The sequence below is a fragment of the Planctomycetota bacterium genome (genome assembly GCA_016872555.1).
GTDB lineage: Bacteria > Planctomycetota > Planctomycetia > Pirellulales > UBA1268 > F1-20-MAGs016.
The window spans coordinates 67,709-94,621 of the sequence record VGZO01000006.1 but is presented as its reverse complement, the minus strand read 5'-3'; the positions used below and the strand labels follow the sequence as shown (position 1 = coordinate 94,621).

Annotated in this window: 24 protein-coding genes, 1 tRNA gene and 1 pseudogene; 12 read left to right on the top strand and 14 right to left on the bottom strand. The window is 71.4% G+C overall.

Features of this window, described 5'->3' with window-relative positions; translation table 11 throughout:
* Entirely contained in the window at positions 1–510 is a 510-nt protein-coding gene (locus FJ309_03475; GenBank protein MBM3953674.1) for a hypothetical protein, read from the bottom strand.
* A gap of 525 nt (positions 511–1,035) precedes the next feature.
* Positions 1,036–1,749 (bottom strand): sulfotransferase domain-containing protein, encoded by a 714-nt coding sequence (locus tag FJ309_03470; GenBank protein ID MBM3953673.1) that lies wholly within the window; start codon positions 1,747–1,749, stop codon positions 1,036–1,038.
* A gap of 105 nt (positions 1,750–1,854) precedes the next feature.
* Between FJ309_03470 and FJ309_03465 the strand changes: the two genes are divergently transcribed.
* Complete coding sequence (locus tag FJ309_03465) at positions 1,855–2,208, top strand: hypothetical protein (protein MBM3953672.1); 354 nt, start codon at positions 1,855–1,857, stop codon at positions 2,206–2,208.
* 180 nt (positions 2,209–2,388) lie between these two features.
* On the top strand, positions 2,389–2,805 hold the full coding sequence (locus FJ309_03460; protein MBM3953671.1) for a DUF2294 family protein: 417 nt from the start codon (positions 2,389–2,391) through the stop codon (positions 2,803–2,805).
* Between the two features lie 41 nt (positions 2,806–2,846).
* On the opposite strand, the gene FJ309_03455 is transcribed toward FJ309_03460, so the two are convergent.
* The 8 genes from FJ309_03455 to FJ309_03420 all read right to left on the bottom strand — a co-directional run bounded on the left by FJ309_03455 (position 2,847) and on the right by FJ309_03420 (position 9,952).
* On the bottom strand, positions 2,847–6,497 hold the full coding sequence (locus FJ309_03455; GenBank protein ID MBM3953670.1) for a c-type cytochrome: 3,651 nt from the start codon (positions 6,495–6,497) through the stop codon (positions 2,847–2,849).
* Positions 6,498–6,573: 76 nt separating this feature from the next.
* Positions 6,574–6,807, bottom strand: a complete 234-nt coding sequence (locus tag FJ309_03450; GenBank protein ID MBM3953669.1) for a hypothetical protein — start codon at positions 6,805–6,807, stop codon at positions 6,574–6,576.
* Entirely contained in the window at positions 6,747–7,325 is a 579-nt protein-coding gene (locus FJ309_03445) for a hypothetical protein (GenBank protein ID MBM3953668.1), read from the bottom strand. The genes FJ309_03450 and FJ309_03445 overlap by 61 nt, the downstream gene beginning before the upstream one ends.
* Before the next feature lie 103 nt (positions 7,326–7,428).
* Positions 7,429–8,004, bottom strand: coding sequence for a hypothetical protein (locus FJ309_03440; GenBank protein ID MBM3953667.1), 576 nt, complete (start codon positions 8,002–8,004; stop codon positions 7,429–7,431).
* The gene (locus FJ309_03435; GenBank protein MBM3953666.1) at positions 7,973–8,302 is read right to left on the bottom strand and encodes a hypothetical protein; all 330 of its coding nucleotides are present in this window, start codon (positions 8,300–8,302) and stop codon (positions 7,973–7,975) included. The genes FJ309_03440 and FJ309_03435 overlap by 32 nt, the downstream gene beginning before the upstream one ends.
* A 148-nt stretch (positions 8,303–8,450) precedes the next feature.
* Complete coding sequence (locus tag FJ309_03430) at positions 8,451–9,305, bottom strand: DNA-3-methyladenine glycosylase 2 family protein (protein ID MBM3953665.1); 855 nt, start codon at positions 9,303–9,305, stop codon at positions 8,451–8,453.
* 29 nt (positions 9,306–9,334) lie between these two features.
* Positions 9,335–9,613, bottom strand: coding sequence for a hypothetical protein (locus FJ309_03425; GenBank protein ID MBM3953664.1), 279 nt, complete (start codon positions 9,611–9,613; stop codon positions 9,335–9,337).
* Between the two features lie 102 nt (positions 9,614–9,715).
* Positions 9,716–9,952, bottom strand: a complete 237-nt coding sequence (locus tag FJ309_03420; GenBank protein MBM3953663.1) for a DUF433 domain-containing protein — start codon at positions 9,950–9,952, stop codon at positions 9,716–9,718.
* 98 nt (positions 9,953–10,050) lie between these two features.
* Between FJ309_03420 and FJ309_03415 the strand changes: the two are divergent.
* The 7 genes and pseudogenes from FJ309_03415 to FJ309_03385 all read left to right on the top strand — a co-directional run bounded on the left by FJ309_03415 (position 10,051) and on the right by FJ309_03385 (position 17,119).
* A pseudogene (locus tag FJ309_03415) lies at positions 10,051–10,657 on the top strand (IS256 family transposase).
* A gap of 106 nt (positions 10,658–10,763) precedes the next feature.
* A tRNA-Arg gene (locus tag FJ309_03410) sits at positions 10,764–10,837 on the top strand.
* A 29-nt stretch (positions 10,838–10,866) separates the two neighbouring features.
* On the top strand, positions 10,867–11,841 hold the full coding sequence (locus FJ309_03405) for a C-terminal binding protein (protein ID MBM3953662.1): 975 nt from the start codon (positions 10,867–10,869) through the stop codon (positions 11,839–11,841).
* 109 nt (positions 11,842–11,950) lie between these two features.
* Complete coding sequence (locus FJ309_03400; GenBank protein MBM3953661.1) at positions 11,951–13,258, top strand: hypothetical protein; 1,308 nt, start codon at positions 11,951–11,953, stop codon at positions 13,256–13,258.
* The gene (locus tag FJ309_03395; GenBank protein MBM3953660.1) at positions 13,242–15,023 is read left to right on the top strand and encodes a hypothetical protein; all 1,782 of its coding nucleotides are present in this window, start codon (positions 13,242–13,244) and stop codon (positions 15,021–15,023) included. The genes FJ309_03400 and FJ309_03395 overlap by 17 nt, the downstream gene beginning before the upstream one ends.
* Positions 15,013–16,296 (top strand): MFS transporter, encoded by a 1,284-nt coding sequence (locus tag FJ309_03390; GenBank protein MBM3953659.1) that lies wholly within the window; start codon positions 15,013–15,015, stop codon positions 16,294–16,296. Before FJ309_03395 ends, FJ309_03390 begins: the two co-directional genes overlap by 11 nt.
* Positions 16,289–17,119: an SDR family oxidoreductase gene (locus FJ309_03385; GenBank protein ID MBM3953658.1), complete on the top strand. Its 831-nt coding sequence runs from the start codon at positions 16,289–16,291 to the stop codon at positions 17,117–17,119. The genes FJ309_03390 and FJ309_03385 overlap by 8 nt, the downstream gene beginning before the upstream one ends.
* A 33-nt stretch (positions 17,120–17,152) precedes the next feature.
* Here the strand turns inward: FJ309_03385 and FJ309_03380 are convergent, their stop codons facing one another.
* Positions 17,153–19,462, bottom strand: a complete 2,310-nt coding sequence (locus tag FJ309_03380; protein MBM3953657.1) for a hypothetical protein — start codon at positions 19,460–19,462, stop codon at positions 17,153–17,155.
* A gap of 144 nt (positions 19,463–19,606) precedes the next feature.
* The gene (locus FJ309_03375) at positions 19,607–20,986 is read right to left on the bottom strand and encodes a DUF1501 domain-containing protein (GenBank protein MBM3953656.1); all 1,380 of its coding nucleotides are present in this window, start codon (positions 20,984–20,986) and stop codon (positions 19,607–19,609) included.
* Here FJ309_03375 and FJ309_03370 point away from each other — a divergent pair.
* From FJ309_03370 to FJ309_03360, 3 genes are all read left to right on the top strand, one after another.
* On the top strand, positions 20,945–21,622 hold the full coding sequence (locus tag FJ309_03370; GenBank protein ID MBM3953655.1) for a RidA family protein: 678 nt from the start codon (positions 20,945–20,947) through the stop codon (positions 21,620–21,622). The two genes, FJ309_03375 and FJ309_03370, sit on opposite strands and share 42 nt — an antisense overlap.
* 13 nt (positions 21,623–21,635) lie before the next feature.
* Positions 21,636–22,967 carry a gluconate transporter gene (locus FJ309_03365; GenBank protein ID MBM3953654.1) on the top strand — a complete coding sequence of 444 codons (1,332 nt, stop codon included), beginning with the start codon at positions 21,636–21,638 and terminating at the stop codon, positions 22,965–22,967.
* Between the two features lie 104 nt (positions 22,968–23,071).
* Entirely contained in the window at positions 23,072–24,163 is a 1,092-nt protein-coding gene (locus tag FJ309_03360; GenBank protein MBM3953653.1) for a peptidase M19, read from the top strand.
* A gap of 21 nt (positions 24,164–24,184) precedes the next feature.
* Here the strand turns inward: FJ309_03360 and lpdA are convergent, their stop codons facing one another.
* Together lpdA and odhB are read right to left on the bottom strand one after the other, a co-directional pair.
* Positions 24,185–25,570 carry a dihydrolipoyl dehydrogenase gene (gene lpdA, locus FJ309_03355; GenBank protein ID MBM3953652.1) on the bottom strand — a complete coding sequence of 462 codons (1,386 nt, stop codon included), beginning with the start codon at positions 25,568–25,570 and terminating at the stop codon, positions 24,185–24,187.
* A gap of 35 nt (positions 25,571–25,605) precedes the next feature.
* Positions 25,606–26,877 carry a 2-oxoglutarate dehydrogenase complex dihydrolipoyllysine-residue succinyltransferase gene (odhB, locus tag FJ309_03350; protein MBM3953651.1) on the bottom strand — a complete coding sequence of 424 codons (1,272 nt, stop codon included), beginning with the start codon at positions 26,875–26,877 and terminating at the stop codon, positions 25,606–25,608.
* Positions 26,878–26,913 lie beyond the last annotated feature (36 nt).

Sequence of the window (26,913 nt, the reverse complement as noted above, 5' to 3'; positions counted from 1 at the left end):
TCAGATCGCCGCCTTGACGAGGCGGTTGACGCCACGCTGCTCCGAAACCTTGCGGGCCTCGGTGAACAACGAGACCAACGAATCCCCGGTCGACACCCCGGGCAGGTAGACGAACGCCCCGAGCTGGCGGGCCCAGAGCTCGTCCTCGAAACGATCCTCACGGCCGCAGACCAACAGCAACGTCGACGGACGGCTCGCGAACTCCTCGGCAACCGCGATCGCCTCGGCCGAGTCGCCCGCGACCGGATTGGCGAGATCGACGACGACCAGCTGGAACTCGCGATCGACCGCCTGCCGCAGTCCTTGGGACGACGCCGGCGTCTCGCACCCGCTCCAACCACTCAACTCGGTGACCGCCCCGAGCCGCTGCCGCAAGCCGGCATCGCCGGACATCACGAGGCAGGACAACTGCGGTCCGGCGAGGCGACCGCCCCACCCTTCCGGCTCCCGAGTCTTGACCGAATTCGACAGCTCTTCGGCTGTGATGCCCAACGCAACCATCATCATCATGATGCCCCTCCTGTTAGGCGGATGGTCCCGCCACGACTGAACTCAGCCTCTCTGCACGCCCGTCGTTCCGGCCCCTCGTCTCTGCCACCCGCAGCACGGACCCGACAGACGGACCCATGCCACGAGCGGCCTGCTCGGGCAGACCGGCAGCCCCGGCTCACGGCGACCGGCGAGCCCTTTCGAGACTCCCCGGCCGTCGCTCCTCGCGGCGGAATCACCTAAGGCACCCCTCGTGCCAAACACGCTGGGACATTCGAAAAACCGGAGGATCTGCAAAAACACCGATGAAAACGGTGAACATCGCGCCCCGGGGGTCGGATCGGCGAGATGGCCCCGGCCTCACCATCTTGGTGAGACGCGGGCGCCGGGGATGCCGGTCCGGGGATGAGAGGGCGTTTTTTGCGGGAAAAAACGCGGTTTCACCAAGATCGTGAGGCTCTCACCGTTTTGGTGAGACGGGAGAAAGCGGTTTTCCCCGAAAAAACAGCGTGAATCGATTGTCCGGTCGTGGCGGCCTGCCGTAGGTCAGGCGCTCCCCGGCGGATCGAGCCACTCCCGCAGATCGATGCCGAGAAACCGCGCCAGTGACTCGATCCGCGCTCCGTAGATGGAGAGCAGTTCGGGCCACAGGCTGTCGCGCAGCGGCTCCGGCGTTCCGCCGAACACCCGTTGCCGCAGCTCCGCGGGGGGCGCGGCGAAGCGGGCGACGCCGAGGTGGTCGCAGCACGCCGCCGCGACTCCATCGGGGTCGGCGGCGATCGCCTCGTAGCGGAGGACGAGCAGCTGCGAAGCCGGGTAGTGCGACAGCCAGGCCCGCAGGCAGGTCTCGTAGTCGCCGCGGGCGAGCGAGCCGGCCGAGCGGAAGTGGTCGCAGAACCAGCGGTCGGAGGCCTCGTCGATCCGCATCTCCGCCCGGCCGACCGCCATCTTCGCACTCGACCAGGCGCGCTGGATCGGATTGCGGATCAGGTAGATCAGCCGCGCGGCAGGAAAGGCGGCGTGGACCTCGGCGATCACCGCCGCCGGAAGGATCGCGTAGGCGGGGGTGATCTCGCCGGCGCGGCGTGGATCATCGCCGGCGAACAGGCCCCGGTACCAATCGAGGCCGAGGTGCCGCTGCTGGTCCCAGAAATGGACCTCCTTGACACCGGGAAACCGCACCTCCGGGTGCCGACGGAGCACCTCGTAGAGCCACGACGTCCCCGACTTCTGGGCACCGATCCCGAGAAAGTGGAGCATGCGGCGTGTATACAAGCCCCCGGCAGGCCGACGGAAGCCCAGCCTCCCCCCGGCCTGCCGCCACCGGCGGTTCCCCGGGCGGCCGCACCCGCGACGAGGCCCCGCATGTCCAGCGACGACACTCCCCCGCGCCGGCGGCCGATCCAGGAACTGCTCCCGGCCTGGTTCACCGATCGGCTCGCCGCCGAGCCGTGCCGGCTGGCGCTGCTGCTGGTGACGAAGCAGGTGCTGGTCGTCGACCGGATCCGCGCGGTGCGCGAGAGCCCGACGGGCGCCGTGTGGATCGACGCCGAGGTGATGGTGCCCCACCGCAAGGACGGGTTCCCGTGGGGACACTTCCCGGTGATCAAGTCGACGCGGCCCGACCGGGCGATGTGCTCGATCAACGCCTCACACGTCGTCGCGGTGGTGGAGGTCGATCCCTGGGAACTGCCGCCGCTCGAACCGCAGCCCGAGTAGGTGGGCGGCGCGGGTGTCAGGCCCTCGCCCCCGGCAGGACCGGCGCTGGGCGCTGCGTCTCGGGGTGCAGCCACTTCGTCGCCGGCTCCCCGTGGTCGCGGAGGAGACTTACGGTCGATCGCCGTATCATTCCCCGCTCGACGAAGCCTTGAAACCGCGCACGACATTCCCGGAGAGAGCATGACCACGCCCGTCGCTGAAGCATCGGTGTCCAAGGAACTGGCGGGCATCGCGCTGGCCATGCAGACGGAACGCACCGGCCATGCCCCGAAGGCGGTGACCGTGGTCACCGGCCCCGAGACGGTGGTCGTGACGCTCCACGAAGCGCTGACGCCGGCGGAAAAGCTGCTCGCCCGGTCCGCGGCCGGAGCAGCGAAGGTCGAGGAATACCACCGTGCCCTGTTCGCCGTCTCCTGCGACGAGCTCCGCCGGGAGGTCCAACGGCTCACCGGCCAGCGCGTCCGCGAGGCGGCGGTCGTCGTCGAGCCAGCCACCGGCGCGATCGTCCACTCCTTCACCAGCGGCACGCTGGTGCAGATCTTCCAGCTCGAACCACGCGTCGCCACGCCGCCGGCTCCCGCGGCCGGCAAAGCCTGACACTCCCGGTCGGGAAGCGCTCAGGTCCGCCCGGCCGCCTCTCAACGGCCGTCGCGCGGTTCGGCCGGACCGCGCAGCGACAACAGATACGCCAGCAGGTGGCGCATGTCGTCGGCCGACGTCGTGTCGTGAAAGTTGGCCGGCATCAGCGACAGCGCCGACGGACGGCGCTCGTCGATTTCCGCACGCGCGACCGCGAACTCCTTCCCCTGGTTGTCGGCGCAGACCAGCGCGTCGGGCGTCTCGTGGACGACGATCCCGGCCAGCACGCGCCCGCCGGTGGTGAGGATCGTCGTCACCCGGAAGGCAACGTCGACGTTGCGGTTGGGATCGAGGAGGTCCTCGGCGACCCGGTCGAGGCCGCGGTTGCCGATGCCGTCGAGTTGCGGCCCGACCTTCGCCCCTGCACCGGCCACCTGATGGCACTGGACACAGTGCTTGCCGAACAGCGCCTTCCCCGCGGCGGCATCGCCGCCATGCTGACGATAGTCCTGACGGCGGTCGTCGATGATCTGCGCCAGTGCCGCGTCGTCGGCCGGGGCGGTGGCGGCGAGGCGCTCGACGCGCTCACGGAGCGGCCCGGCGCGAAGGCCGGCCAGCCGCGCGGCCACCGCCGGCTCGACGAGCAACCGGGCCGAGCAACGGCCGCGCTCGACCGCATCGGCGAGCACCCGGCAGCCGGCGTCGTCTCCCGCCAGCCGGAGGGCGATTTCGCGCTGGTCGGAGGCCCGTGCCGTGCGGAGGAGATCATGGAGGATCGCCACGGAGGCCTCGCCGTCACGGGCCGCGATCAGTCGGGCCCCTTCGGCCCGCGCCGATTCGGTCGCATTGGGGAGCGTGAGCACCAGTGCCAGCGCGTCGAGCCGGGAATCGGGTGCCAGCGCACCGAGCGCACCTGCCACCGCGACGCGCGTCGCCGTCGCCGCCGGCACGTCGGTGAGCAACAGCGCCAAGGGCGCGGCCAGACCGTCGAGACCGAAACCGGCCGCCAGCGCCGCGGCCGACTGGCGGGCCGTGTCGGAGGCGCCGGGATCGAGGCGGGGATCGGAAAACCTCCCCACGGCCAGCCACGCATAGGCGCCGCCGTCGTCGCCGTCGACCACCTCGACCACCACGCGCCTGCCCGCGATGTCGGCGGTGTCCCAGGCGACCGGCTGGGCGATGTCGTTTCGCGGCGGGGAGGCGGTGCGGAGGATCTCCTCGGTCATGGCATCGCGGAGGCGGATCAGGTTTTTTCCCTGCGGGCCGTGCTCCGGATGGCCGTCGTGCCCGGCGAGGAAAAATGTCAGCTCTCTGCCGACGGCGAACGGCTCGGAGCGGAGGACGCCGGTCGACTGCTCGCCGCGCGCGGTGCTGACGCGAAATGGGGCGGCGACGCCATCGGCCGACGGCCGCTCGCGGACCGGCCACGCCTCGCTCGACCCGCTCCGCCCCGGCAGCGGCGCGACGGACCAGTCGAGGGCCGCCGGCAGATCGCGCGGCCGGCCGGTGCCATCGAGATCGAGGAGCTGGCGGGCGACCCTGTCGGCCCAGGTGACCACCGCGGGCGCGGCCCGCTGCCCTTCGCGGGCGAGCGTCGCCCGCACCGTCTCGAGCAGCCGCACCTGAAACGGCAGGTCGGAGGCGAAGCGCTCCTCGACCACGGCGGCGAGACGGGCAAGACCGGCCGCCGAGGCGTGGGTGGCGGCATGCTGGACCAGCGCCGCGAGCCTGTCGCGGGAGGCGGGATCGGTCCCGGGGATCCCGCCGCTGGCGAGAAAGGCGGCGATCGCGTCGCCGGCCGGCTCCGAGTCGAGCCCGAGGCAGACGTCGGCGATCACTTCCTCGCGCGGGCTCCCCGCCATGGCGGCCACCGCTGCGGTGAGCGACGATTCGTCGCGGAGCCGGGAGCGGAGCGCGAGGCGCAGGGCGTGGCGGAGGTGAACGTCGGCCGGAGCGCCGCCCCGGATGGCGTCGGCAAGGGCCGCGACGAGCGTGGCGCCACTGCCGCCGTCGATCGCGGCCGGCAGGCGAGCGGCCGCCAGCGCGGCAGCCCGGCGGACGAGCGGATCGCCGTCGCGAAGCGCCTCGCAGACAATCGCCATCAGCCCGGCCGGATCGCCGACCAGGGTCGACCCGGCGATCCGCAGCGAGTGCTGGCGGAGCACGGCGTCGGAGTCCCGCGCCAACCTGCCGAGCGCGACGGCGTCGAGCAGCCCCAGCCGGGCCTGGCACCATCCGGCGGCGGCGCGGGCCACCGCGGGCGCGGTCGTGTCGGCGGCGAGCGCGGCCAGCGGCGGCGCGAGGGCAGCGGCGGCGCCCCCCACGATCCGCTCGCGAGCCAGCTCGCGCCGCGTCCGGTTGGCATCGCGCAGGACGGCGACGAGCTCGTCGGGAGGGAGAATATCGAGGCGGGTCGACGCCAGCAGCGGCGTCGGTGGCACGCCTGCACCGCGGTAGGAGATCCGCCAGATCCGCCCGCTGGTCCGGTCGCGCCCCGGGTGGTCGAGCGGCACCTCGTAATGGCCGATGATCCGGTTGTAGAAGTCCGCGACATACAGCGCGCCGTCGGGGCCGAGGCGCAGGTCGACCGGGCGAAACCAGGGATCGGCCGCGGCGAGGAGGTCGGGCTCCTCGACGGCGCGGACGGTCGCGCCGTCACGCACCAGACGGTTGCGATTGATCCGGCTGGTCATGACGTTGCCACCGAAGCAGTTGCCGCGGTACTCGGGCGGGAAGCGGACGTCGTCGTAGATCGCCAACCCGCCGATCGCCGTCGACCCGTGGAGGTGGTCCATCACGGCGGGCACGAAGCCGAGTCCGTCGTGCGGCCGGCCGAAGCTCTCGTAGCGCCCCTCGCGGAGCAGCAGCGTGACCGGCTTGGTGTGGCAGTCGGCGGTGAACAGGTCACCCTGCTCGTCGAAGTCCATGCCGAACGGATTGACCTGCCCCCAGGTGAAGTGCTCGATCCGGCTGCCGTCGGGGCGGAACCGGAACGTGTTGCCCGACTGCATCGCAATCGAGTGGCCGTCGGTCCCGGCGACGGTCGACTCGTTGTTGAACCCGTGGCAAGCGTAGATCCATCCGTCGGGGCCGCGGCGGAAGGCGTTGCACATGCCGTGCGTGTCCTTCTGCCAGCCGAGCGGACCGTAGAGCACCTTGCGTTCGTCGGCGCGGCCGTCGCCGTCGACGTCGCGGAGGTGCCAGATGTTCGGGATGCTGAAGCAGATCACGCCGTCGGCGACCGGCAGGAGGCCGATCGGGATGTTGAGCCCGTCGGCAAACGTCGTCGACTCCTCCCACACGCCGTCGCCGTCGCGATCGGCGAACACCTGGATGAAATCCTGCCCCGGCCGGTCGGCCGGCGCGGCATACGGGTACTCGCGCGAGCAGCTCACCCACAGCCGGCCACGGTCGTCGCAGGCGAGGTTCATCGGCTTGGCGATCCGGTCCTCGGCGGCGACCAGCTCGGCGACGAACCCCGGCGGCAGCGTGAACCCCGCCCGCTCGTCGGCCGGCGACAGTGGCGCGGTGGGGCGGACGTGCGAGGCAAACGGATCGTCGCGCTCGGCCGCGGCGGCACGCTGCGCGGGGCCGACAAGCGCGAGTGCCGCGGCGAGGGCAACGCAGGATCGGGCGAAGCAACGCGTGCGGTCAAATGGCCAGGCCACGGCACACACTCCGGGAATACGCGGGCAGCCCACCGAAACCACCGTGAATGGTAGCCCACCGGCGTGTGGCGGTCGCCACCGGCCGCATCGGGCGGCCGATCACCCTGGTCGTGGGTTTCTATCGTCGGATCGCGTCTTTGCGCTCGACGACGAACGACTGCCCGGCCCAGCTGTACTGCAGATAGGGCACGATTTGCCATTCGCGGCTGGCCGTGAAAAACTCGATCGCGGCACGGCGCTCACCGGCGGCCTCGGTCGCCGACCAGCAGAAGTAGTCGTCGAAGGCAATGATCATGCCGTGCTTGAGCCGCGGTTCGAGGAACCGAAGCACGTCCATCGTACTGGAGTACATGTCACAATCGACGTACGCCAGCGCGATGTTCCGGGGCTCACCACCCCGCCAAGCGGCGGAAGCGAATCGGAATAAAACCCGGGCACCGTCTGATACGCATCGCGTGGCAACCCTTGGGCGGCGCACTGCCGATGGAATTCATCCAAGCCAGTGCACATCGCCTTCTCACGCCACTGAGGATGCGAATCCCGCTCGTCGGCCGCGGGCGGCAGGCCCTCGAACGAATCAAACGCCCACAGCCGGCAGTTGATCCCGAACCGCCGCAGTGAGTGATACGCCAGCGCGAACGTCCGGCAGCCATGGCAGCCGAACTCGACGTAGTCGCCGTCGATCCCGTTGAACTGGAGCGCGTGGGCGGCATTGTTGAGGAAAATGCTTCGCGAATACCGCTCGTAGACAGTCGGGTGGAGCATCACCCGGTGAACGAAAGCATCTACCACGGCGCGAGAGGCATGGCGGACGAAGGCTGGCAGTCGCATGATGGGCGCTCCTCGGGAGCGATACCTTAGGTCTTCCATCGGGCGTTCCGCAAGCAGTCCGACGCCCGCCCGGGAGCCGGCCTTTTTGGTGGCCCCCAACCGGCCGAGCGACGACCAACTCGGTCGACGCGGCGGCGATCGCTCAGCCCTCCGGCGTGATCGACCCGCGGGCGGCCTCGAGGCGGCCTGCCACGTCGACATCGACCGCGGCGCCGAGCCTCCGAGCCAGATCGAGGCACCCCGGCCAGTCGATCGAACCGCGCTGCGCGGCGATCAGGCCGCGGATGTCCTGCTCGTCCTGCGGTCGGCCAGCGAGGGCCTTCATCACGAGAAGATCCTCGGTCACGACCACGGGCACACGGACGCCGCCGATCACGATCGGTGCCGCGCGGCCGACGGCCTGTCGCTCGAAGCCCGACATCCCGATCGCGGCGTCCAACCTGATACCCGTCGTGCGATGACGAAGGGGGAGGATGAACGACCGCGCGACCACCTCCTCCACGCCCGGGAACAGTGGCTCGAACGGCGTGGCAGCGATCTCTCGCACGAGCCGCAGCGCCCGTTCGACATCGGCGAGAATCACCACATCGACATCGACCGTCATCCGCGGCTGCCCGCGGAGCGCCACCGCCAGTCCGCCGATCAGGGCGAAGGCGATTCCGCGAGCCTCGAACATCGCCGCGGCATCAGCGAGCGTCGGCCACAGGGCCGGTTCCATGGTTCGCCTCGTCGAGGCTGCGGAAGGCTCTCACCTGCTGCATGCGTTCGGAGAGCGTCTCCCGCCATGCCCGCTCGTCCACCGCCTGCCAGTCTCCCGCCGCGAGACGCACCGCGCGGATCGTCGTGAGCAGGTCATCAGCCACGGCGAGGCGCGCGGCAGGCGAGAGGGTGGCGACCCACGCGGCATCCCGGTTTTGGATCGTTTCCGTGCACACCGCGTCGAACAACGCCCACCGCTGACCAAACCCGAGCGGCACGAGATCGGCGTCGCGGGGGAGGTCGTCGTTTTCGGGCATGATGGCGAGTATACCGCTCGACACTCCGATGCCAGCGTCGATCCCGGCTCTTTTCTCGTCAAGGCGCCCCGGCGAGCACCCCCACGAGCCGTGCCGGCATCGCCATCTTGGCATCGAGGGCGGAGACAATCACTTCGTCCACTGCCCGCTACGGCTGTCCGGCGACATCCAGCCATCCCCACAGGTACCGGCAGGCGAAACTCCGATACGGGCGCCAGGTATTCGCCACCGTCACCACGCGCGATTCATAGCGCGCCTTGGGGATGCCGTAGAGCGCGACGATGGCCCTGCGCAAGCCCGCATCCGCGATGGAAAAAACATCCTCCCGCTCGAGGGCGAAGATCATGAACATCTCGACCGACCAAGGTCCGAACCCCTTGATCGCAAGCAACGTGCGATGGGCCTCAGCGTCTGCCAGTCTGCGGATCACGGCGAAGTCGAGCTCCTTCCGGACCGTGCGCTCGGCGGCTTCAAGAATGAACGCCGCCTTGTTTCGGCTCAGGCCGCAGCCGCGGAGGCTCGCCAGGGAGAGCGTGGCAACATTCCCGGGTTGCCACGACCGGCGCAGTGCCCGGACGCGCTTCCAGATCGAAGTGGCGGCGACGGAGGAGAGTTGTTGGCCGGTGATGATCCGGCAGACGGTCTCGAAGTCGGTCCGCTCGCGGTAGTAGCCAGGCAGGAGCCCGACCTGTGCCATGACGCGTCGCATGACCGGGTCGCGGCCGAGAACGCGACGGTAGCCTGGAGCGGGTGTCATCGGCCGTGATCTCGGTTTCTTCGTCGGCTGAGGGGCACATGCCATACGCGGAGTGTGCACCACTGGCCAACGCCACGAAACCTCGGCGGCGGGCGCCGGTCCAATGCGCGAGCGCCTCGCGGGTCGGCTCGGCGGAGCACACGTGCCTCGGCTGCCCTGGGAGGTCAACGCGCGTTTTTGCTTGCGGTTGTAGGACAACCGTCGGTCTCCAGCCGCATAGCGGGCCGTCTGGGATGCGCACGGCATTGCCGAAGTCAGGTCGTGCGTTCACGTGATCAAACGCGACCACGCAGCGGCCGAACCCGCACGCGATTGGCCTCGACGACACAGAACGTCCCGCTCACACCGATTTCCTTCTCGGCTGCCAGCAGTTCCTTGACCCGGTCGAGAAACATCTCGGGCGACGACGAGGGAAAACGAAAGAGGACGACGCCACACGAAGCGGGAAGGCCCCAGTGAAAGGCAAGCTCACCGAAGTCCTTGTCGCAGGTCAGGACGACACGGGACTCTCGCTGGGCGGCCTCGAGCAGCGCGGCGTCGGACTGGCTGGGCAAGCTCGTCCTTGCCCAAAGCACGTCATGCCCTACCTACCGTAACCACCGCACGGCGATACCCGGGAAATCCTCGTCTGCGAGAAACTGCATGCCTGCCTGCTCTCATTCAGGGGAGGCAAGAGCCACAACGCGCTCCGACTTCAGGATCTCGGTCGCGTAGAAGAGGCACGCAGAAATGTCGTCATGTGTCAGGCCGGGGTAGTTCCCGATGATCTGCTGCTCAGACCAACCGGTAGCCATGAGTTCGACGATCTTCTCAACGGCTAGTCTTGTGCCTTTGATGACCGGCTTTCCACCGAGAATGCCCGGGTCAAACCTGATGCGGTCCTGCCAGTTCATCACGACGACTCCTCAAAGGAAGATCCGACGATCAAGTGACCGGGCCGGATCCTACACAAAGCCAGCAACCACCGAATTCTACCGCGCATGCCCCAAGCGACCTCACCGGCAAGCAGTACGTCTACGTCTGGGCGGACGGGATCCACGTGAGCATCCGCCTGGAAGACCCGGCCAATCCGAAGCAGTGCCTGCTCGTGCTCATGGGAGCGATGGCCGACGGCCGGAAGGAATTGATCGCCGTCATCGACGGCCTCCGTGAGAGCAAGCCGAGCTGGCTCGAGCTGCTCCTCGACCTCCAGAACCGTGGGCTCTCTATCCCGCCGACGATCGTCGTCGCCGATGGTGCCCTCGGCTTCTGGGCCACCTTGCGGGAGGCCTACCCGACGACGCGTGAGCAACGCTGCACGAGTCCACAAGACCGCCAACGTCATCAACTCCATGCCCAAGGCGATCCAGCCCAAGGCCAAGGCCGACCTGCACCAGATCTGGCTCGCAGAGACCAGGGAGATGGCCAACAAGGCCTTCGATCACTTCCTCCTGGAGTACGGCGTCAAATACGACGCGACATGTACACTCCTGGCGAAGGACCGCGACGTGCTCCTGGCCTTCTACAACTTCCCAGCCGAGCACTGGAGCCACCTCCGCACCACCAACACCATCGAGAGCACCTTCGCGACGATCCGATTGCGGCATCGCCGCACAAGGCAGTGGCTCGAGGGCCCTCCCAAGGCAGCACCCCGTGTAGTATCGGGTGTAGTCGAAAAAGTCACCTTGGACAAGAAGTTCGCAACACCCTCTCAAGCAAGCACACGCGCCCGTAGCTCAGTCGGATAGAGCATGGGATTTCTAATCCCAGGGTCGGTGGTTCGATCCCACCCGGGCGCAGTTCGAATAGCCCTCGTCGAGCACCTGCCATGGCCACCGTCGCGATCACCGACGCCACGTTTCCCGCGCTCGATGTCGAGGAGGAGATCCTCGCCGCTGCCGGAGCGCGGGTCGTCCGCGGCACCGACCCGAGCCCCGCGGGACTGGCGGCGCTGGTCGCCACCGCCGACGCCGTGATCACGCAATTCGCCCGCGTCGATGCCGGCGTGATCGGTGCGATGGAGAGAGCGCGGGTGATCGTCCGCTACGGGATCGGCGTCGACAACGTCGACCTCGACGCCGCCCGGGCGCGCGGGATCCCCGTCTGCAACGTCCCCGACTACTGCATCGACGAGGTCGCCGACCACACGCTGGCGTTCATCCTCGCCGCCACCCGCCAGGTGGTGCCCAACACGCTCACGATCCGCGACGGTCGCTGGGGCCTGGCCACCGACCTCGCCCTGATGAAGACGCTCCGCGACCAGACCGTCGGCCTCCTCGGCTTCGGGCGGATCGGCCGCGAAGTCGCCGCCCGCCTCGCGCCGTTCAAGTGCCGGCGGCTGGTGTGCGACGCGTTCGTGCCCCCCGATTCGATCCGGGCCGCCGGGTGCGAGCCGGTGGCACTTCCCGAGCTCCTCGCCGGATCGAGCATCCTCTCACTCCACTGCCCGTCGACGCCGGCGACTCGGCGGATCATCGACACCGCGGCGCTGGCGCGGCTGCCCGCCGGCGCGATCCTCGTCAACCTCGCCCGCGGCGATCTGGTCGACACCGCAGCCCTCGTCGCGGCACTCGAGTCGGGGCGGCTCGCGGCGGCGGCGATCGACGTCTGCGATCCCGAACCGATCCCCGCCGACAGCCCGCTGCGCCGGCTTCCAAACGTGACCGTGGCCGCGCACGTCGCGTCGGCGAGTCCGACGGCGGTGCGGACGCTGCGCGAGACGGCGGCGCGAAGTGCGGCCGCGGCACTCCGCGGCGAACTGCCGCCGAGCGTGGTCAATGGCGTGACCCGGCCGGTCGGCTGACGCGCCGAATCGACCCGTGGCCAAGGGACAACGCGATCGGCCATGCCCCGTGCGGCGTGGCGCTTCCCTGACCGATCCCGACGCGAGCGCCGCGACAGGAACCCGAGCGATGGACGCGATCGGCATCGACATCGGCTCGACGTCGATCAAAGGAGCGGTGCTCCATGTCGACTCGCGCTGCCTCGGCACGCCCGTCGCGCGTCGCTTTCCGGCACCGCTCGCCGGGCTGCCGGCAGGCCATGTCGAGATCGAGCCCCACGCGGTCAGCGATACGGTCGCCGACGTTCTGACCGAGCTGGTCGCCGCCCACCCGGGTGTCGGTGCGGTCTACCTGTCGAGCCAGATGGGAGGGCTGCTGCTCCTCGACGGGCATGGTCGGCCGCGTACGAATTACCTGTCGTGGCGCGACGAGCGCTCGGCCGCCGGGGAAGCGGGTTCGACGCTCGCCCTCGTCCGCGCCGCCTGGGAGCGCCACGGCGATCTGCTGACCCTCGGCAGTGAATTACAAGCGGGGTCGGCGACGAGCCTGGCGGCATGGCTCGCCACCCACGGTCACCTTACCGACGGAGCGACGCTGGCCGGGATCGGGGAGGCGGTCGCCGCGGGCTTGGTCGGGGAAGGGGTGCCGATGCATGCCACCGCGGCGATCGGCCTGCTCGACCTCGAGCGGGGCGGCTGGCACCACGCGGCACTTGGGCGGATCGGCCTGGAGTCGCTGCACCTCCCGGCGCTGGCGACGAGCGAAGCGCCGGTGGGAACGACCGTCGTCGCCGGGCGGCGGCTGGAGGTCCATGGGCCGTATGGCGATCAACCGTGTGCCCTGCGCGGCGCGGGGCTCGCCCCCGACGAGCTGTCGCTCAACATCTCGACCGGATCACAGGTCAGTCGCCTCGCGCGGGCGTTCGCGCCCGGCCCCTACCAGACCCGCCGGGCGTTCGGCGGCATGTTTCTCGACACCGTCACGCACCTCCCGGCGGGGCGGTCGCTCGAGCTGCTCGTCGACCTGCTCGTCGACGTTGCCGCTGCCGAGGGAGTTTCGCTGACGGCCCCGTGGGAGTCGATCCAACGGCGCGTCGCGGCGGTCGCCGACACCGACCTCGACGTCGATTTGGCGTTTTTCCCGGGGCCGCTCGGCACGCACGGGTCGGTGCGCGGGATCACGACCGGGAACCTCACGGTCGGGTCACTGTTTCTCGCCGCCTACCGGGCGATGGCCGACGCCTACGCATGCGTCGCCGCGCGCTTCGGTCCGGTCGCCTGGCGGGAGGTCGTGGTCTCCGGTGGCCTCGTCCGCCGGACGCCGCGGTTGCGGGCCCTCTTGGCGGAGCGGTTCGTCGCGCCGCTCCGGGAATCCCCCGAGGAGGAGACCCTGCTGGGCCTCCTCGACATCGCCTGCGAGAATGCCCCCGCCCCGTAAGCCCGGAGGAAAGGTCATGCACGGACGACTGCGGTTCTCCTCGGTCGCGGCGCTGGTGATCGCCGCTGCCAGCCTGCGCGTGGTCGGCACGCCGGCGGCCGACGGGCCGACGCGCTTCGTCGATCACTCGCTGCTGATCGCCCCCGAATACCCCTGCACCTGGCCGAGCCATCCGTTCCCGCGGTTCGCGCTGGTTCACCAGCGCACGATCGGCCCCGAGTCGGCCTACAACGTCGACACGCTGCTGATCGACGGCAACACCGGCACGCAGCTCGACGTGCCCCCGCACTCGGTCGCGCGGCCGGAGCTCGGGCGTGAGAAATCGGGCCCGCTCGGTCTGGCGACCACCGACCGGATCGAGGCGTGGCAGTTCGGCGGCGAGGCCTGCGTGGTCGACGTGCGCGACCTGCTCGACAAGGCCCCGCCGGGCACGAGCCCCCTGGTGACCCCCGACCGGGTCGAGCGCTTCGAGCGCGAGCACCGCCCGGTGGGGCGCGGCGACGTCGTGCTGTTTCGCAGCGACTATTCCGACCGTTACTACCGGCCGCTGCCGGAAGGGCGGCGGTTCATCGCCGACGTCCTCGATCGCAAGGCGCCCGGCTACCCCGACCCCGATCCTGACTGCATGGACCTGCTCGGCAAGCGCGGTGTCCTCGCAGCCGGCACCGACAGCGCGAGCATGGGGCCGCTCCCCGACCTCGCCGAGCCGACGCATTACGCCGGGCTGAAGTACGGGATGATCTGGACCGAGGGGGCGACGAATCTCGGGGAGCTGCCCGCCGTCGGCGCCTTCTATTGCTTCCTCGGCCCCAAGCACCAGGGCGGCCCGTATGGCGAAGGGCGCGCGTTTTCGATCGTCGGCGGCGATCTGCCGCGCCGGCTGATCGACGCCTGCCGCAACGGGCGTGCGATCGACCTGTCGCCGACGCTCTCCGCCGACTGCCCGGTCACGTCGCCGGGACTCGGCACCGGCAACCACCGCCAGCCCTACCTGCGCGTCGACTTCCTCTATTCCGACTATCTCGACATGTGGCACCACGGCCACCTCATGGACGCCGCCGCCGGCACCCACCTCGTGCCGCCGGCCTACGCACTGCCCCCCGCCGGTGCGGCGGTCGCTCTGGCGCCCGAGGTCCGCGGCTGGCTCGAGGACTACGAGCGCCGTTACGGCCCGCGCGGCACCAGCTCGCAGACCACCGAGCAGGTGCCGATCGACCAGACCTGCGGCGAGGCCCGCGTGATCGACGTGCGGGCGCTCGCGGGTTCGACCGACGCCGCGAGCTGGCCGCGTTCGCCGGAGATCACCGTCGCCACGATCGAGGCCTTCGAGGCGGCGCACGGCGGCCTGCGACCGGGAGAGATCGTCATCTTCCGCACCGACCATGTCGACGGTCACCTCGCGGCGTCGCGGACCGACCCCGGCATGTGGGCGGCGGCGCTCGCCGGCAAGGCCGAGGGCTGGCCCGCCCCTGGGCCGGCGGCGATCGAGTACCTGGCCGCGAAGGGGATCCGCTGTGTCGCCACCGATGCCCCGGACCTCGGCGGCGTCGAGCCGAAGCGCGCCGCCCACGTCTACTGGGCCCTCGGCAGCCGGGGGATGGCGGGCGTCGAGTTTCTCGCCAACGTCGCGGCGGTGCCGCCGCGCGGCGCCTACTTCCTGTTCGCCGCCGTCAAGATCCGCGATTGCCATGCAGGACCGGGGCGGGCGATCGTGCTCTTCGACGCGCCGGCCGGCCAGACGAGCGGGGGTCGGGATGGCCGCTGACCTCGAGCGCGCCACGTTCCGCACCGTCGCCTGGCGGATCGTGCCCTTCGTCTGCCTGTTGTACGTGCTCAACATCCTCGACCGGGCCAACGTCGGCTTCGCGCGGCTGGCGATGCAGGACGACCTCGGGCTGTCGAAGGAGGCGTTCGACCTCGGCTACGGGATGTTCTACGTCGGCTACCTGCTGTTCGAGGTGCCGAGCAATTTCCTCCTCCGCCGCTACGGTGCCAGGCGCTGGATCGCCCGGATCATGATCAGCTGGGGGCTGGTCTCGGCGGCCACGATGCTGGCCCGCGACACGACCACCTTCTACGCGCTGCGGATCCTCCTCGGGATCGCCGAGGCGGGGTTCTTTCCCGGGATCATCCTCTACCTCGGCGACTGGTTCCCCGACCGGCAGCGGGCGAAGATGACGGCGTTCTTCATGCTCGCGATCGGCCTCTCGAACGTCGTCGGCAATCCGCTCTCGGGCTGGATCATGGACACCTTCGACGGCGTCGCCGGGCTCCACGGCTGGCAGTGGCTGTTCCTCCTCGAGGGGCTGCCGACGGCGCTGGTCGGCGTGGCGGTGCTGTGGTGGCTCGACGACGGGCCGAACACGGCCCGCTGGCTCCCTGCCGAGCAGCGCGACTGTCTGCTCGGCTGCCTGGCGCGCGAGGACGCCGCCCGGCGCCGCCGCCATGGCGCCGGCCACTGGGAGGCGATGCTCCAGCCGCGGGTGTGGTGGCTGATCGCGCTGTATTTCACCGTCGCCGTCGGCACCAACGCCGGCGGCGCCTATTTCCCGACCCTCGTCAAGGAGCGTCACGCCGGCGCATCGAACCTCACGATCGGCCTGCTGACGGCGCTGCCGCACCTCTGCGCCGTGGTCGCGATGTCGCTGGTCGGGATCAGCTCCGACCGCTCCGGCGAACGGCGTTTCCACCTCGCCGGCGCGGCCCTCGTGGGAGCCGCCGGCTGGGCGCTCGCCGCCGTGGCGCCGACACCGGCACTCGCGCTGGTCGGCCTGTGCCTGGCCCAGGCGGGGATGATGAGCATGCTGCCGGTGTTCTGGACGATCCCCGGCACGTTCCTCTCCGGAGCCGCGGCCGCCGGCGGGATCGCGCTGATCAACTCGGTCGCCAACATCGGCGGGTTCTTCGGGGCGACGATCCTCGGCACCTTCGGCATCCCCGCCGTCGCGGCGCTGCTCGTCGGCGGTGCGCTCCTCGCCGCGCTGACGCGACTCGAACCGACCCCTGCCAGCGATCACGAGGAGGAACCGCGTGACTGACGGCCTGTTCGATCTCTCCGGCCGGGTGGCGGTCGTCTCCGGGGCGGCGCAGGGACTCGGCCGGGCGACCGCGCTGGCGCTGGCCGCCCACGGCGCCGACGTCGTCCTCGTCGACCGCAACCTCCCGGGCGCCGAGACGACGGCTGCCGAGATCGGCCGGCTCGGCCGACGGACGCTGGCGCTGGCGACCGACGTCGCCGATCCGACGGCGATCGCCGGACTGTTCACCCGCGTGGACGAGGTGTTCGGGCGCGTCGATTTCCTCGGCAACATCGCCGGCGACGGCCACCTCGCCTCCCCTGAAGACCTGGCGATCGCCGACCTGCGGCGGGTGCTCGAGAATCTCGTCGTCGGCCGGTTCGCGATGTGCCAGGAGGCGGGGCGGCGGATGCTCGCCCGTGGCCAGGGCTCGATCATGAACATCGGCTCGCTCGCCTCGTCGACGGCGCTGGGGCGCGGTCACGCCGCCTACTCGATGGCGATGGGGGCGGTGGTGCAGATGACCCGCGAGCTGAGCACGGAATGGTCGCACCGCGGGGTGCGCGTCAATTGCGTCGCCCCGGCGCAGGTCGTCAACCCGAGCCTCGGGGCGCGGATGACCGCCGACCCCGGCCTCGAGGGGCGGTTCCTCCACGGCATTCCCGCCGGCCGCCTCGGCCAGCCCCGCGACATCATGGGGATCGCAGTCCTGCTCGCCTCCGATGCCTCGGCCTGGATCACCGGCGCCGTGATCCCGCTCGACGGCGGCAACCTCGCGATGAACGCCGGCGGCACACCGGGACACGAGCGGCAACCGGTCCAGCCGTTTCGCGCGGAGCGCTGACCGCCCGCGGCAGCGGCGCCCGGCGACCCGGCATCAGGCGTCGGCCGGCCCGCCGGCATTCGCTGCGCCGTCGCCCGGGGCCGGCCCCGAAAACAGCACGAGGATGCTCGGCAGCACGAGGAAGTCGGCGACCAGCGCCGCGGTGATCGCGAAGATCGACAACCCCGCGAACACGCGCAGCGGCGGCAGCCGGCAGAACAGCAGCGGCGCCATCCCCGCCGCCAGCGTGGCCGCGGCGATCACCATCGCCCGGCCGCTCGTGTGGAGGACGCGCTCCACCGCGGCCCGGCGCGACAGGCCGGCGCGGCGGCCGGCGAGGAACGCCGCCATGAAGTGGATCGCGCTGTCGTCGGCGAGCCCCAGCGCGATGCTGAACGTGACGGCGCTGGCCAGCCGCAGTGGCTCGCCGAACGCCACCAAGACGGCGCTGGTCGCCAGCATCGGCAGGAGATTGGGGAGGATGCATAACATCCCGTAGCGGACGCTACGGAAGGCGACGACGGTCATCGCGAGGATGATCCCGGCCGAGGTGAACAGGCTGGCGCGCGTGTCCTCGATGATCTGGTAGACGTTGCGGGCGGCGGTGACGGCCGACCCGGTGAGGCCGACTTCGAATCCGGGGTGGGCGGTCGCGACCGCGGCCAGGCGCCGCGACAGATCCTCGAACTGCGGCAGCAGGCGCGCGGCACCGACGTCGGGAACGTGGGCCGTGACCACGCCGCGGCGGAGGTCGGGGCGGAGGAAGCGGTGGAGGTGCCGCTCCGGCATCCGGTCGAGCTGGCGGACGGCGTCGCCGTCGATCACGCCGTCGCGGGCGAAGCCGGTGAGGAGCGTGCACGGCGAGAAGACGCCGTGAAGGTCGGGCGTCCGCGCCAGTTCGTCCTCGACGGCACGGATCACCGCGAGCACCTCCGGGGAGCCGATCTCCGTCCCCTCGGGCCACGCGACGGTCGCCGACACCAGCAGCGATCCGCCGAGTGTCTCGTCGCACAACCGCGTCACCGCGACGGTCGGATCGCCGGCGGGGAGCATCTCCAGCCAGCGGATGTCGCTGGCGAGCCGGAGGCTCGCGGCGGCGCAGACGACCAGCGCCACCAGCGCCACGGCGAGCGACGCCCGCGGGCGGGCGAGGCACACAAGCGCCAGCCGGCCGAGCCAGCCCGAGCCCGTCCCCTCACCTGCGGCGTCGGCGGCGGCGACGTCTTCGCCCGGGGGGGCGTCGGTGGTGCCCGCGGCGCGGGCCCCGGTCCCGGCCAGCGCCAGCAGCGGCATCACGGTGAGCACCGCCGCCAGCGCCAGGACGGTGCCGGTTCCCCCGGCGATCCCGAACTGCCGGACGCTGGCGATCTCCGCCACACCCAGTGCCCCGAAGCCGACGGCGGTCGTCGCCACCATCAGCACGCACGCCTGGCCGACCGTGACGAGCGTCCGCGTGAGCGCCGCGGCCGTGTTCAGCCCGGCGCGGCGGGCGTTGGAGTAGGCGACGATCAGATGGGCCGAGTCGCTGAAGCCGAGGACGAAGATCAGGCTGGGGAGGATCGTGTTGAGGCCGTTGATCCGCTGGCCGGTCCACCCCATCCAGCCGAGTGTCCACACGAGGCCCACCGCCGGCCCGGCCAGCGCCATGATCACCGCCCGCCAGTCGCGGAACGCGATCGCCGCGACGACGATGGTGGCCGCCGCCGACAGGGTGAGGATCCGGTAGAACTCCGACTGCACGGCACGGACGACGTCGACGCGCAGCGGCGGATGGCCGGCGAGCGTGACGCTGACCGGGCTGCCCGCCAGTTCCGTGGCGACGAGACCGCGGAGCCGATCGACCTGGTCCGCCAGCGGCCCGATGCCCCCGGGGGCGTCGCGGAGGCGGACGAGGATGAACAGCGTCGAGCCGTCGGGGGAGATCAGCTGGCCGGCGAGGGCCGGGTGGGCACGGGCCGCGGCGAACGCCGCGCGGAACCGCTCCGGGGTGAAGTTGTCGCGCGACCGGGGAAAGAGCGGAACCAGAGGCTGACCGACGCGGCGCGCGTCGAACGGGCTGGCGACGAACAGCACCCCGTCGTCGGCCCGGAACGCGTCGATCAGGCGGAGGACGCGCTCGATCGCGGGCACGTCGCCGGGGTCGAGACCGGTGACCGCGGCGAGGACGTCGGTGTCGTCGGGGCCGAACTCGGCGAAAAACCGGTCGAGGACGCGCCGGTCGTCATCGTCGCGGAGGATGAAGTTCCGCGGGTCCTCGTCGAAGTCGAGCCGGCCGAGACCGGCCGCCGCCAGGCAGGTGACCAGGACGACAGCGACGGCGAGGAACGGACTCCGGCGGAGGAGGAGGGCGGCGTACCAGTTCATGGGTGCTCGCGGCGGGAAACCGGCCCGGCGAACCCCCGAGCATAGCAGCCATGCCCTCGGACCGTCGCGCCACGGCGCTCGCCGGGCATCGCGGGGCGACGGCGCGCGACGCGATCGGTCCGCCCGCCGCGTTGGGCACCGCGCTCAGAACAGTTCGGAGATCGGCTCGCCGGCGTCGATGGCGGGCACCGGTCGGCCGGTGTGATCGAGAAAGTGCGCCTGGGGATCGGCCCCGAGCACCTTGTAGATCGTGGCATGCAGGTCGAACGGCGTCACCGGCCGCTCGCGCGGGCGTTCACCGCGGGCGTCGGTGCTCCCCACCACGCGCCCCCCCTGGATGCCGCCGCCGGCGACCAGCGCGAACATCGCGTGGCCCCAGTGGTCGCGCCCCGGCGTGCCCTTGGAGAGGGGCGGGCCGCCGTTGCCACCGTCGTTCATCTTCGGCGTCCGGCTGAACTCGCCACACAGCACGACCATCACGCGCTCGAGCTGGCCGCGCTCGGCGAGGTCGTCGAGCAACGCCGCCACCGCGGCATCGACCTCGGGGAGCCGGCTCTTCATCCCCGCCTCGAGATCCCAGTGGTGGTCCCAACCGCCGGAGTGGACGGTCACGAACGTGCAGCCGGCCTCGACCAGCCGGCGGGCGAGCAGCGTGCTCTGCCCGAAGCTCGTCCTCCCGTAACGGTCGCGGACGGCGGCGGGCTCCAGCCCGATGTCGAAGGCGCGCCGCGCCGCCGGGCTCGAGACGAGGTCGAGGGCCTGCGTCTGGAAGCGGTCGAGCGCCAGTCCCGTGCCACCGGTGTCGAAGCGCCGCCGCAGGCCGTCGAGCGCGTGGCGCAGGCCGGCACGGTCACCGAGCCGGCCGAGCGACAGGCTCTCGGGGGGCACGAGGTTGCGGACCTGGAAGGCGGCGGCGTTGGGATCGCCGTCGGTCTCGAACGGGTTCCACTGGGCGCCCAGGTAGCTGCCGCCGAAGTAACCGGGACGGAGCCCGACGCTCGAGGCATGGGGCACCGCGACGTAGGCCGGGATCCCCGGCTGGCGCGGGCCGCACTGCCGCGCGGCGATCGCCGCCACCGAGGGATTGCGGCCGGCGGTGTTGCTGCCGTTGGGACCGCCGCGGCCGGTGAGCAGGTAGTGGGCGGCAGTGAAGTGGTCGCCGTTGTCGTGGTGGAGCGACCGGATCAACGAGAACCGGTCGGCGACCCGCGCCTGGCGCGGAAACAGCTCCGTGATCTCGATCCCGGGGACGACCGTGCGGATCGGCCGCCAGATCCCCCGGTACTCCGCCGGTGCCGCGGGCTTGAGGTCGTAGAGATCGAGGTGGCCCGGACCGCCGTCGAGCCACAGCAGGATGCAGGCGGTGTCCTTGGCCGGGAGACCGGCCGCGCGCCCCGCTGCCCGTGCCTCGAGCACCCGCGGCAGACCGGCAGCCGCCATCCCGGCGACGCCGAGCTGCACGAAACTGCGCCGTGGCAGGCCATGCAAGGAGCCCCGCGCGACGCCGGTGGAAACCGACAGCATGGCCACCTCCCCGGCCGGGTCCCGAGGGGGTCGGCCGAGAAGAAGCCTACGCCGCCACGCGGCTGCCATTCAAGGCGGCGGGGCCGGCGCGCGACCACGCGGCGGAGTATCCTGGTGGCCCCTGTCGGCCGGGCCGGGGATTTCGGGAGCAACGCGATGGAAATGGCAACGGGTAACGGCGCGACTGCGGCCTTCGCGCGACTCTCGCTCGTGCTCCCGCCGCCACCCAAGCCCAAGGGGGTCTACAAGCCGCTGGTGATCGTCGAGCGGACGGTGCTCGTCTCGGGCCACGGCCCGCTCCTTCCCGACGGCACGCTCCTCCGCGGGCGTGTCGGCCGCGACCTCGACGAGGTCGCCGGGAAAGAGGCGGCCCGGCAGGTCGGCCTGGCGATCCTCGCCACGCTCGTCGCCGGCCTCGGCAGCCTCGACCGCATCGGCCGGGTGGTGAAGGTGCTGGGGATGGTCAACGCCACGCCCGACTTCACCCGGCACCCGGCGGTGATCAACGGCTGCAGCGAGCTGTTCGCGGCGGTGTGGGGACCGGATCACGGGATCGGCGTCCGCAGCGCCGTCGGCATGGCCTGCCTCCCCGACGACATTCCGGTCGAGATCGAGGCGGCGTTCGAATTGGCGTGAGGACCGCCCGCCGATGCCGGCCCAGCTCCTCACCGTCGCCGCGGCGATCGTCGCCTTGGTGGCGCTGGTCACGGCATGGCGCGTGCCGCCGTTCCTCGCCTTCCTCGTGGTCTCGATCGGGGCCCTGATCGGCCTCGGCTACCCAGCCGACGTCGCCGAACCGTCGATCGCCGGCACGCTCCAGAAGGGGATGGGGGCGGTGTTCGGCCAACTGGCCGTGACCCTCGTCGCCGGTGCGATGCTCGGCCGGCTCGTCGTCGCCAGCGGCGCCGCGCAGCGGATCGCGGGGGTGCTATGCACGGCCGCCGGCCCCGGCCGCGTCGGCTGGGCGATGGCGGCGACGGGGTTCGTCGTCGGAATCCCGCTGTTTTACGGCGTCGCCTTCATGCTCCTCCTCCCGATCATCCGCGCCGTCGCGGCGCGCGGCCGGCTGCCGCTGATCGGCGTCGCCCTGCCGGCCTGCGCGGCGATGAGCGTGGCCCACGGGCTCCTCCCGCCCCATCCGGCGCCGACGGCGCTGGTGCCGCTGTTCAAGGCCGACATGGGGCGGACGTTGCTCCTCGGCACGATCGTCTCGCTGCCGGCGATCGTCGTCGGCGGGCCGCTGTTCGTCCGCTGCCTGCGCGGTCTGCGTGCGGCTCCCCCCGACACGTCGGCCGCCCCACCCGCCACCGACGACGCCCTGCCGGGGACGGTGGTCAGCTTCCTCACGGCCTTGCTGCCGGTCTACCTGCTCGGCGGCGCCTCGCTGCTGGCCTGGCGGCCGCCGTCCGACCCGATCGTCGCCCGGTTCTTGGCCCTCGCCTCGGCGCCCGATCTGGTGATGCTGGTGGCGCTGGCGATCGCCGCAGTGACCCTGGGCATCGCCCGGGGCACGAGCCTCCCGGACGTGATGGGGATCTACGGCACGGCGATCGCCGACGTGGCACCGACGCTGCTGGTGATCGCCGGGTCGGGGGCGTTCCGGCAGGTGCTCGTCGACACGCGTGTCGACGCGGCGCTGGCCGACGCGCTCCGCGGCCTGCCGCTCGATCCGCTCCTCCTCGCCTGGGGCGTGACGGCGGTGCTGCGGGTGTGCATCGGTTCGGCGACGGTGGCGGGGCTGACGGCGGCCGGGATCCTCGCGCCGCTGCTGGCCGACGCCGGTACCGATCCCGACCTGGCGGTCCTCGCCGTCGGCGCGGGGACGCTGTTCTGCTCCCACGTCAACGACGTGGCGTTCTGGATGTTCCGCGACGCGTTCGGCACCTCCCTCGCCGACACGGCGCGGAGCTGGACGGCGATGGAATCGATCGTCTCGGTAGTCGCGCTGGCGACCGTGGTCGTCCTCGACCGGGTCCTGTAGGGATCGATCGGCGACAGCCCTCGGCGTTCACCGCCGGCCGACCGCATACTGTGTCGACCGCCTGCCGACGGGGCCGGCGGCCGATCCCCCCGAGGAGCGACGCGATGTTCGTCGTCGATGCCCACCTCGACCTGGCGATGAACGCCATGGAGTGGAACCGCGACCTGCGTTTCCCGGTGGCGGCGATCAATGCCCGGGAGCGCGCCCGCGGCCTCACCGACAAGCCCGACCGGGGCAACGCCGTGGTCGCGCTGCCCGAATTGCGGCGCGGCGGCATCGGCCTGGTCGTGGCGACGCAGATCGCCCGCGCCGTCGCCCCCGACAATCCCCTCCCCGGCTGGCATTCGCCGGAGCAGGCCTGGGCCCAGACGCAGGCCCAGCGCCACTGGTACCTGGTGATGGAGGAGGCGGGGGAGATCGCGATGATCACCGGCCGCCGTGAGCTCGACGCCCACATCGCCCGCTGGCAGGACGCGCTGGCGCGCGGTGCCGATACCGCCCGGTTGCCGATCGGCTGCATCCTCTCGCTCGAGGGGGCCGATTCGCTGATCACGCCGGCGTGGCTCGAACGGGCGCATGCCTACGGTCTCCGCGCCTGCGGTCCGGCCCATTACGGCCCCGGCCGCTACGCCCACGGCACCAACGCCTCGGCCGAGCTCTCCGCCGCGGGCAGGGAGTTGCTCGCCGAGATGGACCGGCTGGGGATGATCCTCGACGCCACCCACCTCTGCGACGCCGCCTTCTGGGCGGCACTCGATCACTTCCACGGGCCGGTGTGGGCGAGCCACAACAATTGCCGGGCGCTGGTCGACCACAACCGGCAGTTCTCCGACGACATGATCCGCGCGCTGGTGGAGCGCGGCGCCGTGATCGGCGGGGCGCTCGACGCCTGGATGATGGTCCCGGGGTGGATCCGGGGCACGTCGACGCCGGAAGGGACCGGCTGCCGCCTCGAGGTGCTCATCGACCACCTCGACCACGTCTGCCAGATCGCCGGCAACGCCGACCACGTCGGCATCGGCTCCGACCTCGACGGCGGCTACGGCCGCGAGCAGTGCCCGGCCGACGTGACGACGATCGCCGACCTGGCGCGGGTCGCCGACCTGCTCGCGGCCCGGGGCTATCCCGCCGGCGACGTCGCGAAGGTCATGCACGGCAACTGGCTGCGGTTCCTCCGCACGGCCTGGCCGGCATGAGCGACCGTACGGCGGCAGGCGTCAGGCGTGGATCGCCCGCCCCTCCGCCGCCAGCGCCGCCTCCTTGAGCGCTTCCGGCAGCGTGGGGTGGGCGTGGCAGACGCGGGCGATGTCCTCGGCGGTCGCCCCGAACGCCATCGCCGCCGCCGCCTCGCCGACGATGTCGCCGGCCGACGGACCGATGACGTGGACGCCGAGCACGCGGCCGGACGCCTTGTCGGCGAGGAGCTTGACCTTCCCGGTGGTGTCGTTGATCGTCCGCGCCCGGCCGTTGGCCCGGAACGGGAACGCCCCCTTCACGTACGGCGCGCCGGCGGCCACGAGTTGCTCCTCGGTCTTGCCGACCGCGGCGATCTCCGGATGGGTGAAGACGACGGCGGGGACGAGGTCGTAGTCGACGTGGACCCAGCCGCCGCGGATCCCCTCGACGCAGGCGACGCCGTCTTCCTCCGCCTTGTGGGCGAGCATCGGCCCCGGGATGCAGTCGCCGATCGCCCACACGCCCGGTGCCGACGTCCGGAAATGGTCGTCGACGGGAATGAACCCGCGCCGGTCGGGCGTGATTCCGACCGTCTCGAGCCCGACGTCGTCGGTCGCCGGACGCCGGCCGGTGGCGGCCAGGACGCGGTCGCAGCGGATCGGCTCCATCCCCTCGCATTCGACCAGGCAGCCGCCTTCGACCGCCCGGGCGCTGGTGACCTTGGCGCCGAGGCGGATCTCGAGCCCCTGGCGGCGGAACAGGCCGAGGGCTTCGGTGGCGATCTCGCCGTCGATCCCGGTGAGGATCCGGTCGGCGTATTCGAGCACCGTGACCTTCGCCCCGAGACGGCGCCACACGCTCCCCAGTTCGAGGCCGATGTAGCCGCCTCCGATCACCACGAGGTGGGCGGGCACCGTGTCGAAGGCGAGCGCCTCGGTGCTCGTGCCGACGCGCTGGCCGTCGACGACCACGCCGGGCAGCACCACGGGGCGGCTGCCGACCGCGAGGAGGATTTTGTCGGCGTCGATGACCGTCTTCACGTTGTCGTCGCCGGTGACCTCGACCCGCCCTGGCCCGGCGAGCCGGCCGGTGCCCCGGAGCCGCGTGACCTTGTGCTTGGCGAGCAGGGCCTCGACCCCTTTGGCGAGCGTGGCGACGACCTCGTCCTTGCGGGCGAGCATCGTCGCCAAGTCGAGCGCGACACCGCTGACCTTCACGCCGTGGACGGAGAGCCCGTGGGCCGCCTCCTCGTAGCGGTGGCTCGATTCGAGGAGCGCTTTGGAGGGGATGCAACCGACCCGCAGGCAGGTGCCCCCGAGGCGCGGCTCGCGTTCGACGATCGCCGTCGCGATCCCCAGCTGCGCCGCCCGGATCGCCGCCACATAGCCGCCGGGACCGGCGCCGATGATCACCAACTCGTGCCGCACGTTCGCTCCTCCGCTCGCGTCATCCCGTGCCGTGCTCAGACCTCGAGCAGCAGCCGCCCCGGATCCTCGACGGTCTCCTTGACGCGACGGAGGAAAGTCACCGCCTCGCGGCCGTCGACGAGGCGGTGGTCGTAGGTCAGCGCGATGTACATCATCGGACGGATGACCACCTGCCCGGCGACCGCCACCGGACGGTCCTGGATGGCGTGGAGCCCGAGGATCCCGCTCTGCGGCGGATTGACGATCGGGGTCGAGAGCAGGGACCCGTAGACCCCGCCATTGGAGATCGTGAACGTCCCCCCCTGCAACTCCTCGAGCTTGAGCTTGTTCTCGCCGGCGCGGCGGGCGAAGTCGGCGATCCCCGCCTCGATCTGCGCGAACGACAGGCTCTCGGCATTCCGCAGCACGGGCACGACCAGCCCCTTGCCGCCACCGACGGCGATGCCGATGTCGCAGTAGTCGCGGTACACGACGTGGGGATCACGGAGCTCGGCGTTGACCTGTGGCACAACGCGGAGCGCCTCGACGACGGCCCGGACGAAGAACGACATGAACCCGAGCTTCGCGCCGTGGCGCTCCTGGAACGAATCCTTGAACTTCGCGCGGAGTGCCATCACCGCGCTCATGTCGACCTCGTTGAACGTCGTGAGCAGGGCCGCCTGCTGCTGGGCCTCGACGAGCCGCTCGGCGATCCGCCGGCGGATCGGGCTGATGAGGACGAGCCGCTCCTCGCGGGCTCCGCGCGGGGCGGGCGGCTGGGGGGCCGCCGCCGGAGGCCGTGCGGCCGGAGGCGAGACCGGCGCCGGCGCGCGGGGTGCAGAAGCGGCAGCGACGGCATCGGCGCGGGTCACGCGGCCGCCGGGGCCGGTGCCGGTGGCAGCCGTGGCGGGCAGACCGGCCTCACCGAGCACGCGCTGTGCCGCGGGCATCACGCGCGGCGCCGCCTCGGGGGGCGCCGGCACACGGCCGACCGGGCCGATGTCGGTGCGCCCCGCTTTCCTCGTCACCTCGACGAACGTCGCCGCCGTGGGCGGCGTTGCCGCGGACGCCGGTGCGGAGGGCGCGGCACCGACTTGTTCGAGGTAACCGATCACCTCGCCGACGACGGCCTTCTCACCGGCTCCCTTGAGGATCCGGGCGATCGTGCCGTCGGCCGGAGCGGGCAGTTCGACCGTCGCCTTGTCACTCTCGATCTCGACGAGCGCCTCGTCGGTGCGGACCACGTCCCCTTCGCGCTTCTTCCATTGGCCGACCATGACCTCGGTGATTGACTCGCCGACCGTGGGAACCTTGAGCTCGATGGGCATGGGTGAATCACCGCCGGGGCGGGGCATGGGTGGGGA